We start from the raw sequence: 18,169 nt of genomic DNA on the forward strand, positions 1-18,169 counted from the left end.
ACCGCACTCACCTAATTTTCATGTCAGAGAGCGTTCAGCCGGTAGAGGGTCCCCGGCGGCGGCCGACGTCGTCGGCTGCTGAGAACCTGGCGGCTGACAGCCTGGGAAGCGCCCCAAGGCGGGCGGACTATATTGGCCCTGTCAGCTCATCAAACCTGATCGCGGGAGTGTGCACTCATGGCCAAGGAACTCGCCAGCCAGCTCATTGAACAACTCCAGGCTGCCGGTGTGCAGCGAATCTACGGGATCGTGGGCGACAGCCTCAACCCGATTGTCGACGCCGTCCGCAAGACGGGCGGCTCCCAGCAAGGCGGCATCGACTGGATCCACGTGCGGCACGAGGAGGCAGCTGCGTTCGCCGCCGCGGCCGAAGCCCAGCTGACCGGCCGGCTGGCCGTCTGCGCCGGCTCGTGCGGCCCCGGCAACCTGCACCTGATCAACGGCCTGTACGACGCCAACCGCTCGGGCGCGCCGGTGCTGGCCATCGCCTCGCACATTCCGAGTAAGCAGATCGGCAGCGGCTACTTCCAGGAAACCCACCCGGACCGGCTCTTCAACGAATGCTCGGTATACTCGGAACTCGTCAGCACGGCAGAGCAGGCGCCGCGGGTGATGCACAGCGCCATCCAGCACGCCGTCGGACTCGGGGGAGTCGCCGTCGTTACCCTCCCCGGCGATATCGCCGGGCTGGAAGCCACCGGCCGAACGCCGCTGCCCGCAACCTTCCGGCGCGCCACACTGACTCCCGACGCCGCGAGTGTCCGGGAGCTCGCCGATGCCATCAACGCGGCGGAGAAGATCGCCATCTTTGCCGGCGCGGGAACGCAGGGTGCCCACGATGAAGTGGTGGCCCTCGCGGAACTCATCGGCGCCCCGATCGGTCACTCGCTGCGGGGCAAGGACTTCATGCAGTACGACAACCCTTACGACATCGGCATGACCGGGCTGCTCGGCTACGGCGCCGCGGCGGAGGGCATCGAGGATGCAGACCTGCTGATCCTGCTCGGCACCGACTTTCCGTACGACCAGTTCCTTCCCGGCACGCGCACGGCCCAGGTGGACCGCGCCGCGCACAAGCTGGGGCGAAGGACCGACGTCGACATCGCCGTCCATGGCGACGTGCTGCCCACGCTCGGCGCGTTGAAGCCGTTGCTCGCCCGGAAAAAGAACCGCCGCTTCCTCAACCAGATGCTCAAGAAGCATGACCGGCTCATGAACAAGGCCGTGGGCGCCTACACCCGCAAGGTGGAGAAGAAACAGCCCATCCACCCGGAGTACGCGGCCTCGATCCTGGACCAGGTGGCGGCGGAGAACGCCATATTCACCGCGGACACCGGCATGTGCAATGTCTGGACGGCCCGCTACATCAACCCGTTGGGCACGCGCAGGCTGATCGGATCGTACCTGCACGGCTCCATGGCCAACGCGCTGCCGCATGCGATCGGCGCGCAACTGGCCTATCCCGGCCGACAGGTGATTTCGGTGTCCGGTGACGGCGGCCTGTCCATGCTGCTGGGAGAGCTCATCACCGTTGCGGCACACCGGCTGCCGGTGAACGTGGTGGTCTTCAACAACTCCACGCTGGGCATGGTCAAACTCGAGATGCTCGTGGACGGGCTTCCCGATTTCGGCGTTGACGTTCCCGACGCCGATTACGCCGCCGTCGCCCGCGCGCTCGGCTTCCACGCTGTCCGCGTGACCGATCCGGCCCGGATCGAGGACGCCTACCGGGAGGCCTTCGCCCACCCCGGACCGTCGCTGGTGGAGCTCATCACGGATCCGAAGGCGCTGTCGATCCCACCGAAAATCACCGGCTCGCAGGTCCTTGGCTTCGCAACAGCCATGTCGAAGGTGGTCCTGAACCGGGGCGCCGGCGAGGCCGTCAGCATGGCCCGCAGCAACCTGCGCAATATCCCGCGGCGGTAGGTGCCCGACGGCGGTTCGCGGGTCGCGCGGTTACGGTCGCCTCCAGCGCCGGCTACCGGCCGCCGTCTTGCGTGTCCGACGGCGGCTGGGGGCCGCGGCGCCCGGCGGCAAGCCGTGCCGCCGTCTTTTCGATGAGCTCGTACGGGACCGGCTTGCCCAGGGGGAATTTCAGTGTTCCCTTGGCTGCCCGGTACGGCGCGATCGCAGCTTCGAATGCCTCGTCTCCGGCCGGGACGGGGTACACGGAAATATGGTGTGCCCAGCCCGCGAAATAGACCACGTACTTACCGTTCAAAGTGATGGTGGGGATGCCGTAGCTGATCACCTCGCCGGACTCCGGGACGGCCTCATGGCACCTGCGCCGGATTTCCTGAAGTGTGCCCTGTACCTCGGCCGGAAACGACGCAATGTACTCGTCAACGTTGTCGAAATGCTGTGCCATTTACCGCTCCTTCGTTATCTCCCGAGAGTACGCCGGTGCCCGCAGCGAGAGAGCGTTGCTCAAAACGTTGCGAAAAGTGGGAGAGCGTCGGAAGGCGAGACCAAAACGACGGCAAACCGTGACCCTGCGGGCATCGTTCGGCGGCGGTCAGGCTGGTTGACTGAAGGAGGCAGGCCGAGTCCTGCCAAATGCCGGCATGGCAGGAGCCCGCGCCGCCGGTCCAACGGGCAGTCCAACGGCCGGTCCGACGGCCGGTCCAAGGGGGAAACATGAAAACGCACCGTGTGGCCAGGATCGCGACGGCCGGTGCCCTTGCGGCGCTCACCGCATGTTCGGCGTCGTCCCCGGAGCTCCTGAAGGCCGACGGCGTGGAACGGATTTCGGTGGACGGCGCGGCGTATGCCGCTGAACTGCGCTCCTTCCGGGCCTCTGCTCTCGGGCTCGGCGAGGCCCTGCTGGCCGACGGCGGCGACGGCTCCAAAGGGAACGTGGTCTCCTCGCCGGGGAGTCTGCTGATTGCCCTCGCCATGCTCCGAGCCGGGGCATCCGGCGAGACGGCGGCCGAGATGGACAGCGTCCTGAAGCTCCCCGCGGAACATCGCGACGAAGCCATGAACGCGCTGCTCAGCTCGCTCGGGAAGTTCGACGGCGACCCCGGCTCGGTGGATGAGGACAACCCGCCGCGGAAGCCCGTGATGCACGCCGCCAACGGATTGTTCGTGGACAAGGACGTGCCCACGGGCGACGCCTTCCTGGAAACACTGGCCCGGCACTACGGAACCGGCGTCTATCCCGTGGACTTCAGCAACGAAGCGGCAACCAAGCCGGCCATCGATGCCTGGGTGAACCGGAACACGGGCGGCCGGATCAAGGAGGCCCCCGCAAAGTACGATCGCGACAACACCTTCAGCCTGCTCAACTCTCTCTACTTCGCGTCCGCCTGGCGCGCGCCCTTTGATCCGAATGACACCTCGGACCTGCCCTTCACGACGGCTGCCGGCGAGAAGATCGACGCCCCGGCAATGCACAACGAGCTGGAGATGAAATACGCGGAGGGGGCTGGCTGGCAGGGCGTGGACCTGCCCTACGCCGACGGTTTCGTCATGCGGCTGGTCCTCCCGGGCACAGGCGTCCCAGGTGCGGGCACAGGCGCCGGTTCGCCGGTCTTTGGTGCGGAACGGCTCACGGACATTGCGGATGCTTTTGACCGCGCACCGCTGGAGACCGTGCAGATCCAGCTGCCCCGCTGGGACCATAAGTGCAGCTTCGACCTGAGGAAAGTCTTTGAATCCCTGGGGCTCCGGAAGACCCTCACCACCACGGAGGACTTCAACAACATCCAGCCCGGGATGATGATCACCCAGGCCGCCCAGGCAGCCAACATCACGGTCGCGGAAAAGGGCACGGTTGCCGCGGCTGTCACCCAGATCAACGGAGCTGTCACCAGCGCGCCGCCCCAGCCCGAACGAACCATCACGTTCGACCGGCCGTTCCACTACCAGATTGTGCACGTCGAAACCGGGCTGCCGCTCTTCATGGGAACGGTGGCCGACCCCCGTTCCTAGCCGGACGCTCTCTCAGATCGTGCCGCTTACAACACGACGCTCTCTCACTTTCTTGAGGAAAGTAAGAGAGCGTCGTGGTTTTTCGCGCTAAAAGTGAGAGAGCGTCCCGAAACGCGGGGACGGGTTAGCGCGGGCCGCCCTGCCAGAGGGCGTCGAACGGGGCGCCCGAGGCCACGCGGTTGCGGATCCCGGCGGTCACGAAAGCCTTCGCCGTGCGGGCAGCCTCAAGCGGGGTCGCACCCTTGGCAAGCTCGGCGGTCACTGCGGCGGCGAGGGAGCAGCCGGCACCGGACACGGCTACTTCGCCCACCTTGGGGGCGGAGAGGATTTCCAGGGTGTCGCCGTCGTAGTAGACGTCGACGGCGTCGGGCCCGGCCAGACGCACGCCGCCCTTGGCCAGCACCGCGGCTCCGCTCAGCTCATGGATGCGGATTGCGGCGGCTTTAAGGGATTCGACGTCCGTGATTTCCAGGCCGGAGAGGGACTCTGCTTCGAAATGGTTGGGCGTGACGAACGTGGCCAGCGGCAGGATCTGTGCCTTCAGTGCCTGGTCCGTGTCCAGTGCGTGGCCCGGTTCCTGGCCCTTGCAGATCAGCACAGGGTCCAGCACCACGTTGGAGAACGCGCCGGCAGCGAGCGCGGACGCCACGGTCGAAATCGTGGCCGGGCTGCCCAGCATGCCGATCTTCACGGTGTCCAGCACGGAAGGCGCGCCGGACGCGGCGCCGTACGCCGCCGTCGTCGCCTCCAGCTGGTCGGCGATGACCTGCTGGTCCACTGGTACAAAACGGTGGTTCCAGTTGTCGTTCGGGTTGAAGGAAACGATGCAGGTCAGGTTTGCGATGCCAAAGACACCCAGTTCCTGGAACGTCTTCAGGTCCGCCTGCGCACCAGCACCGCCCGTCGCCTCGGAACCGGCAATGGTCAGGGCGACGGCGGGATACGTGTCAACAGCAGCAGAAGTCATCCACCTATATTGCCACCGCGCCTAAATTGGCCGCATTGTGCGGATGACCAATCTGACGAAACCGGCCGGTTACGGGACTTACGGTGCGGCCGCCGGCGGGCCGCCGTCGTACTGCCGGGCGAGCTTCCACACGGCAAGGCGTCCCACCGCCGCCGACGTGCCCATCGCCGTCGCCGTGAACAAGTCCGGCGGGGAGTCGAACCCTCCAAACGGCGCACCCAGGGCAAGGCCCAGGACGCCGAAGGCAGCGACATGCAGCCACTGGCTGCCGACCGGCCGCATCAGCAGGCCCGTCGGCAGGGCCACGCCCCAGCCGACGACTACCGCGGGGATGGCGCCGACCATCAGGGCCATCACCGCGAACCAGACGCCGGACACGGCTCCGGAATTGAGCAGCTGCACACGGGCGCCGAGCACCAGGCAGAACGTCAGATGCGTCACGAGGATGCCGAGCCACACCGCGCCGGCGCCAAGCACCACGCGCTGCGGCCGGCTCATGCCTGCCGCCCGGTAACGTCCTGGAGCGCGTTGCCCAGCTCGGCATGCCGGAAGATGAAGCCGGCGTCCAGCAGCTTCTGCGGCTGGATCCAGCGGCTTTTGAGGACCAGTTCGGTCTCGGTGCGGATCATCGCGGCCCCCAGCTCCAACAGCCAGCCGGGTGTGGGCAGGCCGAACGGAACCCGGTAGGCCCGGCGTACCAGGCGCATCAGCTCCCGGTTGTCCACGACCTCGGGCGAAGCCACATTCACCGGCCCCGTGAGGTCCGTCCGCCGGTGCACAAACAGCGCGCTGCGGTAGAGGTCCTCCACGTGGACCCAGCTGAACTTCTGGCTGCCGCCACCCATGTGCCCGCCAAGGCCAAGCCTCGCGAGAGCGGCGAAGGGCCGCATCACGCCGCCTCCCGGGCCGAGCACGATGGAGATCCGGAGCGGGACCTTGCGGGTGGACGGGGTTTCGGCGGCGGCCAGGGCGGACTCCCAAGCGCGGGCGACGTCCACCGAGAACCCGTCGCCCAGCTCGCCGTCGTGTTCCGACTGGGGCGAGTCTTCGGCGTGGCGGTAGATGGTGCCGGTGCTGGCGTTGAGCCATGTCGCCGGGGGAGCGGAACAGCGGCGCGCTGCCCGGCCAAGTTCCGCCGTCGTGGACACCCGGGACTCCAGGATCTGCGCCTTGTTCCGCTGGCTGTAGCGGCAGTCCACTGACCGTCCGGCGAGATTCACCAGGAGCTCGGCGCCGTCCAGTGCCCGGGTGAGTCCGTCGTGGTCACCCCAGCGGACTGTGTCAGCGCCGCTGCGGCCGACGGCGAGCACCTGCCAGCCGTCCTGCTCGAAGCGCGTCCGGAAATAGCCGCCGATGAAGCCGGATGCGCCGGCTAGGACCACGGTCTTAGGGTTGTTCATGGTTCCCCCGAATGATTGTCGATGACTCGTCTCCGCCGGTGTTGATGCCCGGCTAGTCCCGGACGCCGCGGCTCAGGCTGAGGACGTCGCCCAGGACCTTGTTGACGCCGGGGATCCTTGCCAGGGAAAGCCCTCGCGCAATGAGCGGCGCCATCCCGTCGACCAGCTTCCGGGTGCGGCGCCGGTCCTCCGAAGTGTCGTAGACCCAGAAGAGAGCCGCACCCATGTAGCTGAGCCACAGCAGTTCCGGAAGTTCCGCGCGGAATTTCCTGGGAACTGACGGGCTGGCGCCCTCCACGACGTTCCGGAAGATAGCCAGCGAGGCGTCGCGGGCAGCCATGGACTCGCCGGAGAACGGGTTGACGGGCGACGTCGGCCGGATTGCGGTGGCGATGAATTCGGCGCCGAAGCGGTGGTAGGGCTCCATAACGTCCAGCCCGGTGTGCAGCGTTGCCTTGAGCCTGCCGCTGAGGTCCTTGACGCCCTCGAGGGCTTTGGCGGCCTTGGCCGCGTGCTCCGCCTGGACCTGGACGTAGAGCTCCTGGACCAGTTCGTCCTTTGACGCGAAGTAGTAGTAGGCGTTGCCCACCGACACTCCGGCCTCGGTGGCGATGGCGCGCATGGTGGTTTTTTCAAAGCCGATCTCGCGGAACATGCGCAGCGCCACATCCGCAACCAACTGCCGGGTCTGCTCGCTCTTGCGCGCCATGGTTACCGTCTCCCCCTTTTTTGAACGTGTTCAAGAAGTGTGGCACGAAAACTGAACGTGTTCAAATACTCTCGCCGTCCGCAACAGTGGCACCTCCCTCAGCCGGTGATGCGACAATGGAACACGGTTCCGGCGGCAGGACGCTGCGGGACCCCTCCCAGTGCTAATACAGCCGGCTGCTGCAGCGATCTCCTCCGCGATCGTTCCCGGGCAGCCGCGCGAACCACTCCGAATGGATCACCCATGACTTCCGCCAAGACTTTCCCCGCCTCCGCGGCGCCGAAATTCGCCTCGATCGGTTCCCCTTATTTCGGCATCATGCTGGCCTTCATGGCGGTGGTGCTGATCCTGTCCAACATCGGGGCATCCAAGGGCGTGGCGATCGGTCCCATCATCACGGACGGCGGCTTCTTCCTGTTCCCGCTGGCCTACATCCTGGGCGACGTCATCAGCGAGGTCTACGGATTCGCCGTGGCTCGCAAGGCGATCATCACCACCTTTGCCCTGTCTGTGTTCGCATCCGCCTGCTACTGGGTCATCATTGCGCTGCCCGGCTTCGACGACGAGTTCGGTACGTCCAAGCAGGCCGCGCTCGAGGGTGCGCTGGGGCCGGTTCCGCAGATCGTCCTGGCTTCGCTGCTGGCGTTCCTGGCCGGCCAGACCATCAACTCGTGGATCCTGGTGAAGATGAAGGCCCGCACGGGCGAGAAATCCCTGTGGGCGCGGATCATGGGCTCGTCAGTGGCCGGTGAGTTTGTGGACACACTCATCTTCTGCAGCATTGCGGCGTCCGTCATCGGCATCACCGACGCCGGCAGCTTCGTGAACTATGTGCTGGTCGGCTTCCTCTACAAGACCCTGGTGGAGTTCCTCTTTGTGCCCGTGACTGCGTCCGCCATCGGCTGGATCAAGAAGCGCGAACCGAGCTACGGCGCGTAGGCCCCGGCTCTCCGCGGAGCCTTCGAACCTCAGCACCGCCGGTTCGACGGTTCCCTGCCCGCTCGACGCCGGGAAGCGTCTATCCTGCACGGAACCGTCGTAACGGCGAGGCGCCTGCGCCTGCTCCGAGGTTCAGCGCCGCCAGGACCCGGTATTTGAACTCCACCTCGTTGAACAGGTCTTTCCATTCGATACGCAGGAACGTCCAGCCCTGTTCCATCAGTGCCTTCTCGCGCCGCCGCTCCGCAAACAGAACATCTCCGGTGGGCCGGTAGTCGAAGTACTTGGTCTTCCCGTCGAATTCGAGGGCGACCCTGCGCTCCGGCCACGCGAAGTCCAGCCGATGTTCCCCAAACGGACTCCGGACTTGGTACTGCAGCTCCGGCGGTGTGATTCTGAGCCGGTGCAGCAGTTCCCTTGTGAGGCTTTCCCCGGCCGACTCCGAGCGCGGGTCAGCAAGTTCGAGGGCCCGGCGGAGGGCGACTACTCCGTTGCGGCCGATGAGGTCGGAACACTGAGAGCGGAGCAGGCCAAGGTCCGCTCCCATGCGGGCGGCGTGATCAACCAGGATCACGGCCTGTTGCACGGTGAACATCAGGGAGCAGTCGACTACCGTGCGTTCCAGTGACGTACAGGGGAGCCCGTCCACGAAGCAGAGCTCACGGCTACCCAACGGACGGGTGTGGGCAATCACGTCTCTCCCATGTGTGACTGCGGAGGGGGAGCCTTCTCGGGTGAGGTGCACTCGGTCATCGACCTTCCACAACTGGAGGCCATGGAGGCTGGCTCCGGACACATGGCTATAAGCGAACCTTCCCGCTGACGTCGTGAGCGTTCCGAGCGAATGCGCAAAGATCAGCTGCCGACGTCGGGCGGTGGCGTTCAAGGAGCGCCACCAATCCCCGCGGGCGTAGCAACCGCGGCGCAGCCGGACCAGTTTCCCCTCTTGCACCAGCCTGGCTATGGCACGGGAATTGGATCCGGAAGCAAGGAGCTGGTCCGTGCGCCACAGGTTCGCGCCTGGTGGGCTTTCGTGAATCATGAGACCAAGCTTCCACCGCGCACACGGCACCGCCCAGACATCATCGCGGGTATGTGGACAACAAGCCGTTTCGACGGTTCCCTGCCCGCTCGACGCCGGGAAGCGTCTATCCTGCACGGAACCGTCGTAACGGCGAGGCATCGGCAGGTCAGGAGAGCAGCCCGGCGTCAGCCCTTGAGCGTTGAGTCGAGGAGGGCCCGGAGTTCCCGGAAGTGCCGTTCCGTGGCCTCGGCGTGGAATGCAGAGGTGTCTGCCATCGAGTAGCCGTGGGATGCGCCGGGGTAGATCTCGTTCGTAGCTTCGAGGCCCGCGGCGTCGAGCGCCCTGCCCAGGCGCGCGACGGCGTCGGCATCCATGCTCTGATCATGGTCGGCGTGGCCGAACACGAATCGGGCCGAGGCGTTGCCGAGTCCCAGATGCGGGCTGTCAGGGGCGTCGGTGGCAAGCCCGCCGCCGTGGAAGCCCGCGCATGCTGCCACCACCCCAGGATGGGTGGTGGCCGTGCGCACCGCGAGCCGGGCACCCATGCAGTAGCCAAAGGTGCCGATCGGGCCTGGTGCGACGCCGTCGAGCGTTCGCAGCGCAGCAACCCACGCGTCAATGTCAGGCTGCGCCTTGTCCGTTGTGAGGCGTCCGACCCGCGGGAACGCTTCCTTGCCGGCAGCGGCCCGGCCCTCCGGGGTGGTCATGTCCGTGTGCGGTTCGATTTCTGCGGCCGTTCCTTCGCGGTAGAAGGTGTTCGGCGCCAGGACCACGTAGCCCCAGTCGGCGATGCGCTGCGCCATCTCCTGGATGCGGGGACGCAGACCGAATGCGTCCATGTACAGGATGACACCCGGCCAAGGGCCCGGGCCCTGGGAGGGGCGGGCGACAAGGGCCTCGGCAGTTCCGTCTGCGGCCGGGATCTCGATGAGCATCCGGTCAGAATATCGGAGGACGACGGCGGGAGGCGCCTTTCGGGCGCCCCGCCCCCGCGTCCGGCACCCCGCGTCCGGCCCCCCGCGTCCGGCATCCCTCGTCCGGACTACGAGTAGTAGCGGCCCAGGGTCTCGGCCTTGAAGTCGAAGAAGTTGCCGGCCTCGATGGCGAGCCGGGCGTCGTCCACCATCTTCACCACGAAGCGCTCATTGTGGATCGAGATCAGCGTGGCGGAGACCATTTCCTTGGCCTTGAACAGGTGGTGGATGTAAGCGCGGGAATAGTTCAGGCAGGCGTAGCAGTCGCAGCCTTCCTGCAGCGGGCCGAAGTCGCGCTTGTACTTGGCGCCGGAGAGGTTGAACCGTCCCTCCGGGTGGTAGAACGCCGAATTGCGGGCCACCCGGGTGGGGGAGACGCAGTCGAAGGTGTCCGCGCCGTTCTCGATCGCAGTGAAGATGTCATCAGGCTCGGAGATGCCCAGCAGGTGCCGCGGTTTGTTCTCCGGAAGTTCCTCGTTGCACCAACGCACGATCGTGCCCAGGTTCTCTTTCTCCAGCGCCCCGCCGATGCCGAAGCCGTCGAAGTTCATGGCGCCGAGGTCCCGGCAGGCCTTGCGGCGCAGGTCCTCGTACTGGGCGCCCTGGATCACGCCGAACAGCGCCTGGTACGGTTTCCCCAACCGGGACTCGGTCAGCCGGAAGTGCTCGGTGATGCAGCGTTCGGCCCAGCGGCGGGTGCGTTCCAGCGACTCCTCCTGGTACCCGCGGGAATTCTGCAGCGTGGTCAGCTCATCGAAGGCGAACATGATGTCGGCGCCGATCTGGTGCTGGACATTCATGGAGATTTCGGGGCTGAAGCGGTGCCTGTCGCCGTTAAGGTGGCTCTTGAACCACACGCCTTCCTCATCCACGTGCGCCAGGCGTTCCTTGCCGGGTGCCACTGCGTCGTCCGGCCCGGAGGTGTCCACCGATTTCATGTCGATGACTTTTTTGAACCCGGAGCCCAGGCTCATCACCTGGAAGCCGCCGGAGTCCGTGAATGTGGGCCCGCGCCAGTTCATGAAGGCTCCCAGACCGCCGGCTTCGTCCAGGATGTCCGCCCCCGGCTGGAGGTAGAGGTGGTAGGCGTTGGCCAGCACCGCCTGGGCGCCGAGTTCGGCGACGGACTCGGGCAACACTGATTTCACCGTGGCCTTGGTGCCCACGGCGATGAACGCCGGCGTCTGGATCTCGCCGTGCGGGGTGCTGATGGTGCCGGTGCGGCCCAGCAACTCTCCGCCGTTGGCGGCCACCTGCTCCGGAGTGGGTGAGCACGTCTCGCTAAGCCGTTTGCCCACGGTGAAGGAAAACTCGGACTGCAGGGCTGCGGCACCCGGCTCGAGAGGCGGGAGTGAGGGTTCAGTATTGGCTGGCACGGTTCAAGTGTGCCAGCTTGGCACCGGGAAACTTAGCTGGCGGTCAGTGCACGGGGTCCGATGTGGGATAGTTCTCAGCCCGCCAGCTGTCCCAGCTGTTGCGGATTTCCTCGAGTCGGTGGGCGCCGAGGTCGTAGGTGGAGACGATCACCATGGACCCGCCGTCGGGCCTTATTTCGGCAATGGGCGGCTGGTCGGCCACGATCAGCAGGCCGTCGCCGTGCTCGGCGTAACTGTGCACGGTGAGTCCCACCTGGTGGTTGGTCCGGTACCAGACCTTGCCGGAGATTTCCTCGCCGGTCGCAAGGGTCAGCGAGTACGGCTCACCTGGCTTGGGAACGTCCCCCAGGCCCAGCTTGTCGATGGCCGAACCGTCTCCGCCCGGAACGGAGAAGAAAGCTGTGCGGCGTTTGCCGTGCGGGTGGTGCTCCAGTGCGAAGCGGAGCTGCTGGAGGAACGTCAGCCAGCTTTGGGTGATGTCCTCGTCCCACGCGGCCCACTCGGAATTGTGGTCAAGGGCTGCCCGGGTCACGCTGACTTCGGTGCCGGCGGGGACGGGTCTCAGGGTGAACTCGTCCCCGCCGTCCACGGTCAGGCTGGTGTGGTCCGGGCCTTCGACCACGGTGTCCTTGAAGTAGATCTCGTTGATTTCGGCGGCAAGGTCGTCGGCCTCCCAGCCGTGCCACTGGGCTACCTTGGCGGGTTCACGCAGCATTGTCCAAACCTGCTGCGCATCGGAGTTGATCACAACGCTCAGATTGTTCGTCATGGGGCGAATCTACAACTCCGGGCGCCGCCCGGGTAGGGCCTAACGGGAACGGGCTCCAGGACCGGCGCTGATGGGCCTCAGGCCCGCACGGACTCCAGCTCGTTGCCGATCCGGCGTTCCAGTTCCTTTAGCCCGATGGTTTCCGATCCCCCGTGCGCCCGCAGGAACATCAGGGCCTCAAGCCGCAGCAGCCGCCATTCGCGTTCGGCGTCCGGGTTCGAGTTGTCGATGGCCCGGAAAATTTCCTTGTCGTACAGATTGGGTTCGTTCAGCGAGCGCTGGCGGACCTTGGCATTCATCCGGGCCTTGAACGGGTCCGTTTCCATCGCGTCGGGGGCGCGGAGGAGCTTCTCATACACCTCAGCGCGTTCCTCCTGCCCGGTCTGCCGGCAGATGTAGCTGGAGAGGGCCAGTGCCGCCTCGACGGACGTCCAGCGGCCCGGGTTGCCGTCAAAGGGCAGCACGTTGAGCAGGTCTGCGACGGCGAGGGCGCCCTCGGCATCCTTGAGCGCGACGAAAAGTTCGTGGGCGAGGTCGTTGAGGTCCTTGAGGCAGCTTCCGGACTTGGTGTTGATGCCCTTGGCCAGGCGGTCGCTGAGCAGCATCACGCCCACTGCGTCCGGGTGGGCCGAGGCAACCGACTCCACCACCGACTCGGGTGTTCCCGCGGGCTCCGGGATCAGTGCCAGTTCTTCCGCACTCGGACCGGCCGCCGGCGCAGCGGCCGGAGTGGTGGCGGGAAGGGGAGGTACGACGACGGCGGGAGCCGCCGGGGCGGCGGCCTCCCCGGCGGACTCTGCCCGGGCGGCGGGGGGCTCAACCAGCTGAAGCGGGGTGGCGGCGTCGGACTCTTCGGAAACTGCCGTCTCTTCGCCGCCGGCGTTGGCTGCGGTGCCGCCGGGGGAGGCGGCCTCCATGCCCGCACCGGAGCCGGCCACCAGCACTGTGGAGCCGGCCGCAATGCGAAGGATCCCGCCGCCGGTGAGCGTTGCGAGGACTACGGCCGGGGTGCCGAAATCGTCGTCCTCAACGAGTACGCTCTGGATTTCGGCGGACCGTTCGCCGTCGGGGAGGAGCAGCAGGTGGCCGGCCTGCAGAGAGCCAGCCTGGAGCTCGTTGTAGTGCTGGGCGGCTGGGCGGTGGGTCATCGGGAGTCCTTAAGTTCTCTTGCGGTCCGCCCTACAGTCTACAAAGGAGCCTGCCCAAATCCGGGGACGCCCGGGTTCCTTCGAGCGTCCCCGGTGTAGCCGCGGAGCTTAGCTGCCGACGCCCGCGAACGCGAGTGCCTGCCGGACCAGTACCCCGCGGCCGCCGCTGAATTCCAGCTGCACGTCCGGGCTCAGGACCTCTTCGGGGGTCATCCAGGTGAGTTCGAGTGCGTCCTGCCGGGGCTCGCATTCACCGGTGACCGGAATGATGTAAGCGAGCGAAACGGCATGCTGGCGGTCGTCGGTGAATCCCGTGTGGGACGGTGCCGGGAAGTACTCGGCCACCGTGAACGGGACCGGGCTGATGGGCAGCTGCGGGAATGCCAGGGGGCCGAGGTCCTTCTCCATGTGACGGAGCAGGGCGGCGCGGATGGTTTCGCGGTAGAGGACGCGGCCGGACACGAGGGAGCGGATCATGGTTCCGTCCTCGTCGGCCTGCAGCAGCGTGCCGACTTCGTTCACGAACCCCAGGGGATCGAGGCGGACGGGTACGGCTTCCACGTAAACCATGGGAAGCCGGCCCCTGGCTTCGAAGAGGTCCTCATCGGACAGCCAGCCGGGGTTCGGGTCAGGAGTGCGCACGTTCATGCTTAAGTTCTACCCCATCCCTGTCAGAACCCCGCGCCGGACCGGCCATCAGTGACGGGAAGAAACCCAGAGCGCCGGGGCGTCCCCGGCTGTGGCGTCCGGGTTGGCCACATGCAGGGTCCGCCCGAATGCTTCCTCCGTCATGGTGGTCCTGATGCCCGCGGCCGCCAGCCGGTCCCGGAGGACCGACAGCTCGCCTGTGTACTCGAAGCCCAGCCCGGACCGCGGAGCGCCGCTGCCGGGGCGGACCATCAGCACACCGCCATTCTTTGCGGTGAAATCCGCGGTTTCGTCGTTGTCCGGCACCGGCCGGAGCCGCGCGCCCATGTTCCGGAGCGTCTGTGCTGCGGCTGCGGCGTCCGGAGTGAACCAGATTTCGACGACGGCGAGCCCCGGATCGGCGTCCGCGCACTGGGCGCCGTGGGCTGCTTTGTCCGCGAAGAAGCTGAAGCCGTCCTCGCCGGTGATCCGGCAGGAGGCGCCGTGGTCGGCGTCGACCAGCTCGGCCGGCGTCGTGCCCTCCTCCATCCCGGCCGCGTTGGTGCGGCGGGCAAATTCGGCGAGGTCGCCCACTTCGACGCCGAACGACGTCGTGCCGTCCTCGGCGGAACCGGCCTCGGCGGCGTGCAGCGCCAGGCGGCCCGAACCGGAGTCGTACTCTTTCCAGGGGCCGTCGTCGACGGTCTTCACCATTCCCAGCGCCGTGAGGAGCTGTTCCCATTGGTCCGGGCGGGAGGTGAAATGGACGGGGCGGACACGCAGCATTGGATCTCCCGGAGTAGGAATGACGGTGACACTGCCATGATGCCACGCCTTGTTTGCGGAGTCCCGGGTAGCAGAATGGTGCCATGGCCATCGAACTTGAGGAACTGCTGGTGAAGGATGCCGCCGCATGGCGCGCCTGGCTGGAACAGCACCACGCCACCAGCCCGGGCGTCTGGCTGGTGCTGCACAAGAAGGGCGGCAACACCACTGAGCTGGACTATGAAGCGGCGTTGCAGGAGGCGCTGTGCTTCGGGTGGATCGACGGCCAGGGGAAGAGGCGCGACGACCACAGCTCCTTCCAGCGGATGACGCGCCGCGGACCGAAGAGCGTGTGGTCGGCGCGGAACGTGGACCGCATCGAAAAGCTTGAAGCGGCGGGCCGGATGACCGCAGCCGGCCGGGCCGCCGTCGAAGCCGCCAAAGCGGACGGACGCTGGGAGGCGGCGTATTCCGGAGCGGCCTCCGCCGAAGTGCCTGCGGACCTGGCCGCCGCCATCGCCGCCGAACCGCGGGCACAGGCCATGTTCGACGTGCTGACGTCGGTGAACCGCTTCGCCCTGATCTACCGCACCAACTCCGTTAAACAGGCAGCCACCCGGGAACGGAAGATTGCCGGATTCGTGGATATGCTCGCCCGCGGCGAGACGCCCTATCCGCAGAAGAAACGCCCCGCCGGCTAACGCCCCGCCGGGCAGCGGGCGTCCGGCCGCCTGGTGCGGGCGTCAGAAACCCCGCGTCAGGCGCTGGCGTCCTCGTCCACGGGGAAGGCCACGGCCTCTCCCACCACGCGCAGGCAGAGCTCCATGCCTGGCCGCGCGATGGAGGCGTTCCAGTGCCGGATCGTGATCACTTCGCCGCCGCCCGGGAAACGGTGGTCCGGGACGGCGCCGGCAGCCAGTTCCGGCGGCACGGCCAGTTTCAGGCGCACAGTGGTTTCGGGCCCGAAGTAGTCCGTATCAACCACCACGCCGCGGATGGGGCCGTCTTCGGCGATGCGGATCTGCTCGGGCCGCAGCATGAGCTGCACGCGGCCTTGGGCCGGCGGCCTGCGCACGGGAATGCCGCCCAGCGAACACGTCGCCAGCGAGCCCTCCATCCAGGCGTCCAGGATGACGGCGTCGCCCAGGAACTCCGCCGTGGCCCTGTCCGCCGGGCGGGTGTAGACCACAAAGGGGTTGCCGATCTGGGCCAGCCTGCCGCCGCGCATCACGGCCACCTGGTCGGCGAAGGAGAGCGCCTCGGCCTGGTCGTGCGTGACCAGGATGGTGGTCACGCCGGCCTCGTTGAGGACCTTGGCCACAGCGCGGCGGGTGGCGACCCGGAGACCTGCGTCCAGCGCTGAGAAGGGCTCATCCAGCAGCATCAGCTCCGGCTCCCGGGCCAGGGCACGGGCGAGGGCTACGCGCTGTTGCTGCCCGCCGGAGAGCTGATGCGGCCGGCGTTTGGCCATGGACGGATCCAGGGACACCATTTCCAGAAGTTCAGCGACGCGGGCCGCCACCTCGCGCCGGCCGCCGGAGAGGCGGCTGGCGCTGAGGCCGAAGGAGACGTTCTGGCCCACGGTGAGGTGCGGGAACAAGGCGCCGTCCTGGGCCACATAGCCGACATGGCGTTTGTGCGCCGGCACCCAGAAACCTTCGCCGGCCACCTTGGCGCCGTTGAGCGAAATGCTGCCGGTGTCGGGATGCTCGAAGCCCGCAATGAGGCGAAGCAGGGTGGTCTTGCCGGAGCCTGATGGGCCCACGATCGCGGTGGTCCCGCCCTTGGCCACGGACAGGTTGACGCCCTTGAGGACCGCCTGCGAACCGAAGTTCTTGGTGACGGACTCGATCTCCAGGTGGCTGTTGGTGCTGGTCGCCACCGACGGGGCGATCCGCGGCTCCGGAAGCCTGGAGGGGGCATCAGGCGAAGTGTAGGAATCTGTCACTGTCCGGCCACTTTCTTGGACTGCTGGAAGAGGAGGTAGGTCATGGGGGCGGAGATGAGGATCATCAGCAGCGCATACGGTGCCGCGCCGGCGTAGTCGATCTCGCTGCTCTTGCTCCAGAATTCTGTGGCAAGGGTCCGTGTGCCGTTGGGGGAGAGCAGCAGGGTGGCCGTGAGTTCGTTGACGATGGCAAGGAATACGAGTGCGGCCCCGCCTGCCGCAGCGGGCGCGGTGAGCCGCAGCGTGACGCGGATAAAAGACACCAGCGGCGGCTTGCCCAGCGCCTGCGCGGCTTCGTCGAGTTCCTTGGGCGCCTGGGCCAGCCCCGCCCGGATGTTAACCAGCGCGCGGGGCAGGAACAGCAGCACATAGGCCGCGATAAGCAGCACGGTGGTCTGGTAGAAGCCGGGGGCAACCCTGATGCTGACGGTCACGAAGGCCAGGCCCACCACGATGCCCGGCATGGAGCTGGTGACGTAGTTGGACAGCTCCAGCGCCTTGCTGAACCAGCTGGGGTGCCGCACGGCGAGGTAGGCCATGGGGAACGCCACCACGGTGGTGGCCAGCGCACCGGCCAGGCCGTAGCCCATGGTCTGCATCAGGGCCGGAAGGAATTCGTCGGCCACCCAGATGTCCGCTCCGCCCGCGACGATCCACCGCAGGACGAATGTCAGCGGAAGGCCGAAGGCCAGGGCCGTGAGGCTGGCCAGGAAGAACTGTGCCGGAGCCTGGTAGGCGTGGAGCGGCAGGCGGAGCGCCCTGGCCTGCGCGCCGGAGCCCACCCGGGCGTAGCGTGCGGTACCGCGGCTCCGCACCTCCACCAGGAGCAGGATGAGGCAGAAGAACACCAGTACGCTGGCCAGCATGTTCCCGGCGGTGCCGTTGAACGTGGACTGGTACTGCACCATGATCGCAGTGGTGAACGTGTCGAAGCGGATCATCGCGAACGCGCCGTATTCGGCAAGCAGGTGCAGCGAGACCAGGAGCGCCCCGCCGGTCATGGCGATGCGGAGCTGCGGGAGGACCACCCGGAAAAACGTGCGCCAGGCGCCCAGGCCCAGCGACGCCGCGGACTGCTCGATCGCGGGGTCAAGCCGGCTGAGCGTGGCTGCGGCGGGGATGTAGACCAGCGGGAAGTAGGACAGCGTGGCGATCAGGACACCGGACCAGAGCCCGCCCAGGGAGGGCACGGCGGAAACCCAGGCGTAGCTGTTGACGAAGGCCGGGATGGCCAGCGGCGCGGCCAGCAGGACGGCCCACCATTTGTGACCCCGCAGTGTGGTGCGTTCCACCAGCCAGGCCCCGCCCACGCCCAGGACCACGCAGAGCGGTACGGTGACGGCCATCAGCAGGACCGTGTTGAGGAGAAGCTCCCCTACGCGCTCGCGGAAGATCAGTCCGACGGCGGTGTCCCACCCCGTGGCGGCCGTCATCACGATGACATACCCCAGCGGGACCAAGGAGAACAGGGCAATGAGGACGGCAATGACGGATACCGCGGAAACGCCGAAAGGCGGGCGGGGGCGCTTGCCCCTACCCGCCGTCGTCGTGCTTCCGGAAGTGTCCGGAGCCGCTAGGTCAGTTGGCACT

The 18,169-nt window shown here is 67.0% G+C and carries 18 protein-coding genes and 1 pseudogene; 4 read left to right on the forward strand and 15 right to left on the reverse strand.

The features are described 5' to 3' along the window. Nucleotides 1–177: 177 nt before the first annotated feature. Nucleotides 178–1,926: a pyruvate dehydrogenase gene (locus ARTH_RS03015; protein WP_011690457.1), complete on the forward strand. Its 1,749-nt coding sequence runs from the start codon at nucleotides 178–180 to the stop codon at nucleotides 1,924–1,926. A gap of 52 nt (nucleotides 1,927–1,978) precedes the next feature. On the opposite strand, the gene ARTH_RS03020 is transcribed toward ARTH_RS03015, so the two are convergent. Continuing rightward, entirely contained in the window at nucleotides 1,979–2,368 is a 390-nt protein-coding gene (locus ARTH_RS03020) for an iron chaperone (protein WP_011690458.1), read from the reverse strand. A 269-nt stretch (nucleotides 2,369–2,637) separates the two neighbouring features. Between ARTH_RS03020 and ARTH_RS03025 the strand changes: the two genes are divergently transcribed. After that, nucleotides 2,638–3,933, forward strand: a complete 1,296-nt coding sequence (locus ARTH_RS03025) for a serpin family protein (protein WP_011690459.1) — start codon at nucleotides 2,638–2,640, stop codon at nucleotides 3,931–3,933. Nucleotides 3,934–4,057: 124 nt separating this feature from the next. Here ARTH_RS03025 and ARTH_RS03030 read toward each other — a convergent pair whose 3' ends face one another. From ARTH_RS03030 to ARTH_RS03045, 4 genes are all read right to left on the reverse strand, one after another. Beyond that, nucleotides 4,058–4,900: a hydroxymethylpyrimidine/phosphomethylpyrimidine kinase gene (locus ARTH_RS03030; protein ID WP_011690460.1), complete on the reverse strand. Its 843-nt coding sequence runs from the start codon at nucleotides 4,898–4,900 to the stop codon at nucleotides 4,058–4,060. Between the two features lie 78 nt (nucleotides 4,901–4,978). After that, nucleotides 4,979–5,398 carry a hypothetical protein gene (locus tag ARTH_RS03035; protein WP_043429332.1) on the reverse strand — a complete coding sequence of 140 codons (420 nt, stop codon included), beginning with the start codon at nucleotides 5,396–5,398 and terminating at the stop codon, nucleotides 4,979–4,981. Beyond that, nucleotides 5,395–6,300, reverse strand: a complete 906-nt coding sequence (locus tag ARTH_RS03040; protein ID WP_011690461.1) for a TIGR01777 family oxidoreductase — start codon at nucleotides 6,298–6,300, stop codon at nucleotides 5,395–5,397. Before ARTH_RS03040 ends, ARTH_RS03035 begins: the two co-directional genes overlap by 4 nt. 52 nt (nucleotides 6,301–6,352) lie before the next feature. Beyond that, entirely contained in the window at nucleotides 6,353–7,009 is a 657-nt protein-coding gene (locus ARTH_RS03045) for a TetR/AcrR family transcriptional regulator (protein WP_011690462.1), read from the reverse strand. A 243-nt stretch (nucleotides 7,010–7,252) separates the two neighbouring features. Between ARTH_RS03045 and ARTH_RS03050 the strand changes: the two genes are divergently transcribed. Next, the gene (locus tag ARTH_RS03050; protein ID WP_043429335.1) at nucleotides 7,253–7,948 is read left to right on the forward strand and encodes a queuosine precursor transporter; all 696 of its coding nucleotides are present in this window, start codon (nucleotides 7,253–7,255) and stop codon (nucleotides 7,946–7,948) included. 79 nt (nucleotides 7,949–8,027) lie between these two features. On the opposite strand, the gene ARTH_RS24440 is transcribed toward ARTH_RS03050, so the two are convergent. The 8 genes and pseudogenes from ARTH_RS24440 to ARTH_RS03085 form a co-directional block, all read right to left on the reverse strand. Continuing rightward, on the reverse strand, nucleotides 8,028–8,642 hold the full coding sequence (locus ARTH_RS24440) for an endonuclease domain-containing protein (RefSeq protein WP_332248824.1): 615 nt from the start codon (nucleotides 8,640–8,642) through the stop codon (nucleotides 8,028–8,030). A gap of 222 nt (nucleotides 8,643–8,864) precedes the next feature. Next, nucleotides 8,865–9,131 (reverse strand): annotated as a pseudogene (locus ARTH_RS24445) (type IV toxin-antitoxin system AbiEi family antitoxin domain-containing protein); the annotation flags it as partial. 26 nt (nucleotides 9,132–9,157) lie between these two features. Beyond that, nucleotides 9,158–9,907, reverse strand: coding sequence for a dienelactone hydrolase family protein (locus ARTH_RS03060; RefSeq protein ID WP_011690465.1), 750 nt, complete (start codon nucleotides 9,905–9,907; stop codon nucleotides 9,158–9,160). 107 nt (nucleotides 9,908–10,014) lie between these two features. Then, nucleotides 10,015–11,322, reverse strand: a complete 1,308-nt coding sequence (tgt, locus tag ARTH_RS03065) for a tRNA guanosine(34) transglycosylase Tgt (RefSeq protein WP_011690466.1) — start codon at nucleotides 11,320–11,322, stop codon at nucleotides 10,015–10,017. A 43-nt stretch (nucleotides 11,323–11,365) separates the two neighbouring features. Then, nucleotides 11,366–12,091: a hypothetical protein gene (locus ARTH_RS03070; protein ID WP_011690467.1), complete on the reverse strand. Its 726-nt coding sequence runs from the start codon at nucleotides 12,089–12,091 to the stop codon at nucleotides 11,366–11,368. Between the two features lie 77 nt (nucleotides 12,092–12,168). After that, nucleotides 12,169–13,239 (reverse strand): DUF6707 family protein, encoded by a 1,071-nt coding sequence (locus ARTH_RS03075; RefSeq protein WP_011690468.1) that lies wholly within the window; start codon nucleotides 13,237–13,239, stop codon nucleotides 12,169–12,171. Nucleotides 13,240–13,347: 108 nt separating this feature from the next. After that, nucleotides 13,348–13,887: an NUDIX hydrolase family protein gene (locus tag ARTH_RS03080; RefSeq protein ID WP_011690469.1), complete on the reverse strand. Its 540-nt coding sequence runs from the start codon at nucleotides 13,885–13,887 to the stop codon at nucleotides 13,348–13,350. A 48-nt stretch (nucleotides 13,888–13,935) separates the two neighbouring features. Continuing rightward, nucleotides 13,936–14,652, reverse strand: coding sequence for a hypothetical protein (locus tag ARTH_RS03085; RefSeq protein ID WP_011690470.1), 717 nt, complete (start codon nucleotides 14,650–14,652; stop codon nucleotides 13,936–13,938). Between the two features lie 83 nt (nucleotides 14,653–14,735). On the opposite strand from ARTH_RS03085, the gene ARTH_RS03090 reads away from it, so the two are divergent. Then, nucleotides 14,736–15,332 (forward strand): YdeI/OmpD-associated family protein, encoded by a 597-nt coding sequence (locus ARTH_RS03090; protein ID WP_011690471.1) that lies wholly within the window; start codon nucleotides 14,736–14,738, stop codon nucleotides 15,330–15,332. 56 nt (nucleotides 15,333–15,388) lie between these two features. Here the strand turns inward: ARTH_RS03090 and ARTH_RS03095 are convergent, their stop codons facing one another. Further along, nucleotides 15,389–16,579, reverse strand: a complete 1,191-nt coding sequence (locus ARTH_RS03095; protein ID WP_011690472.1) for an ABC transporter ATP-binding protein — start codon at nucleotides 16,577–16,579, stop codon at nucleotides 15,389–15,391. After that, on the reverse strand, nucleotides 16,576–18,168 hold the full coding sequence (locus ARTH_RS03100; protein WP_043429336.1) for an ABC transporter permease: 1,593 nt from the start codon (nucleotides 18,166–18,168) through the stop codon (nucleotides 16,576–16,578). The genes ARTH_RS03095 and ARTH_RS03100 overlap by 4 nt, the downstream gene beginning before the upstream one ends. Nucleotide 18,169 lies beyond the last annotated feature (1 nt).

The sequence above is a fragment of the Arthrobacter sp. FB24 genome (genome assembly GCF_000196235.1).
Taxonomy (GTDB): Bacteria; Actinomycetota; Actinomycetes; order Actinomycetales; family Micrococcaceae; genus Arthrobacter.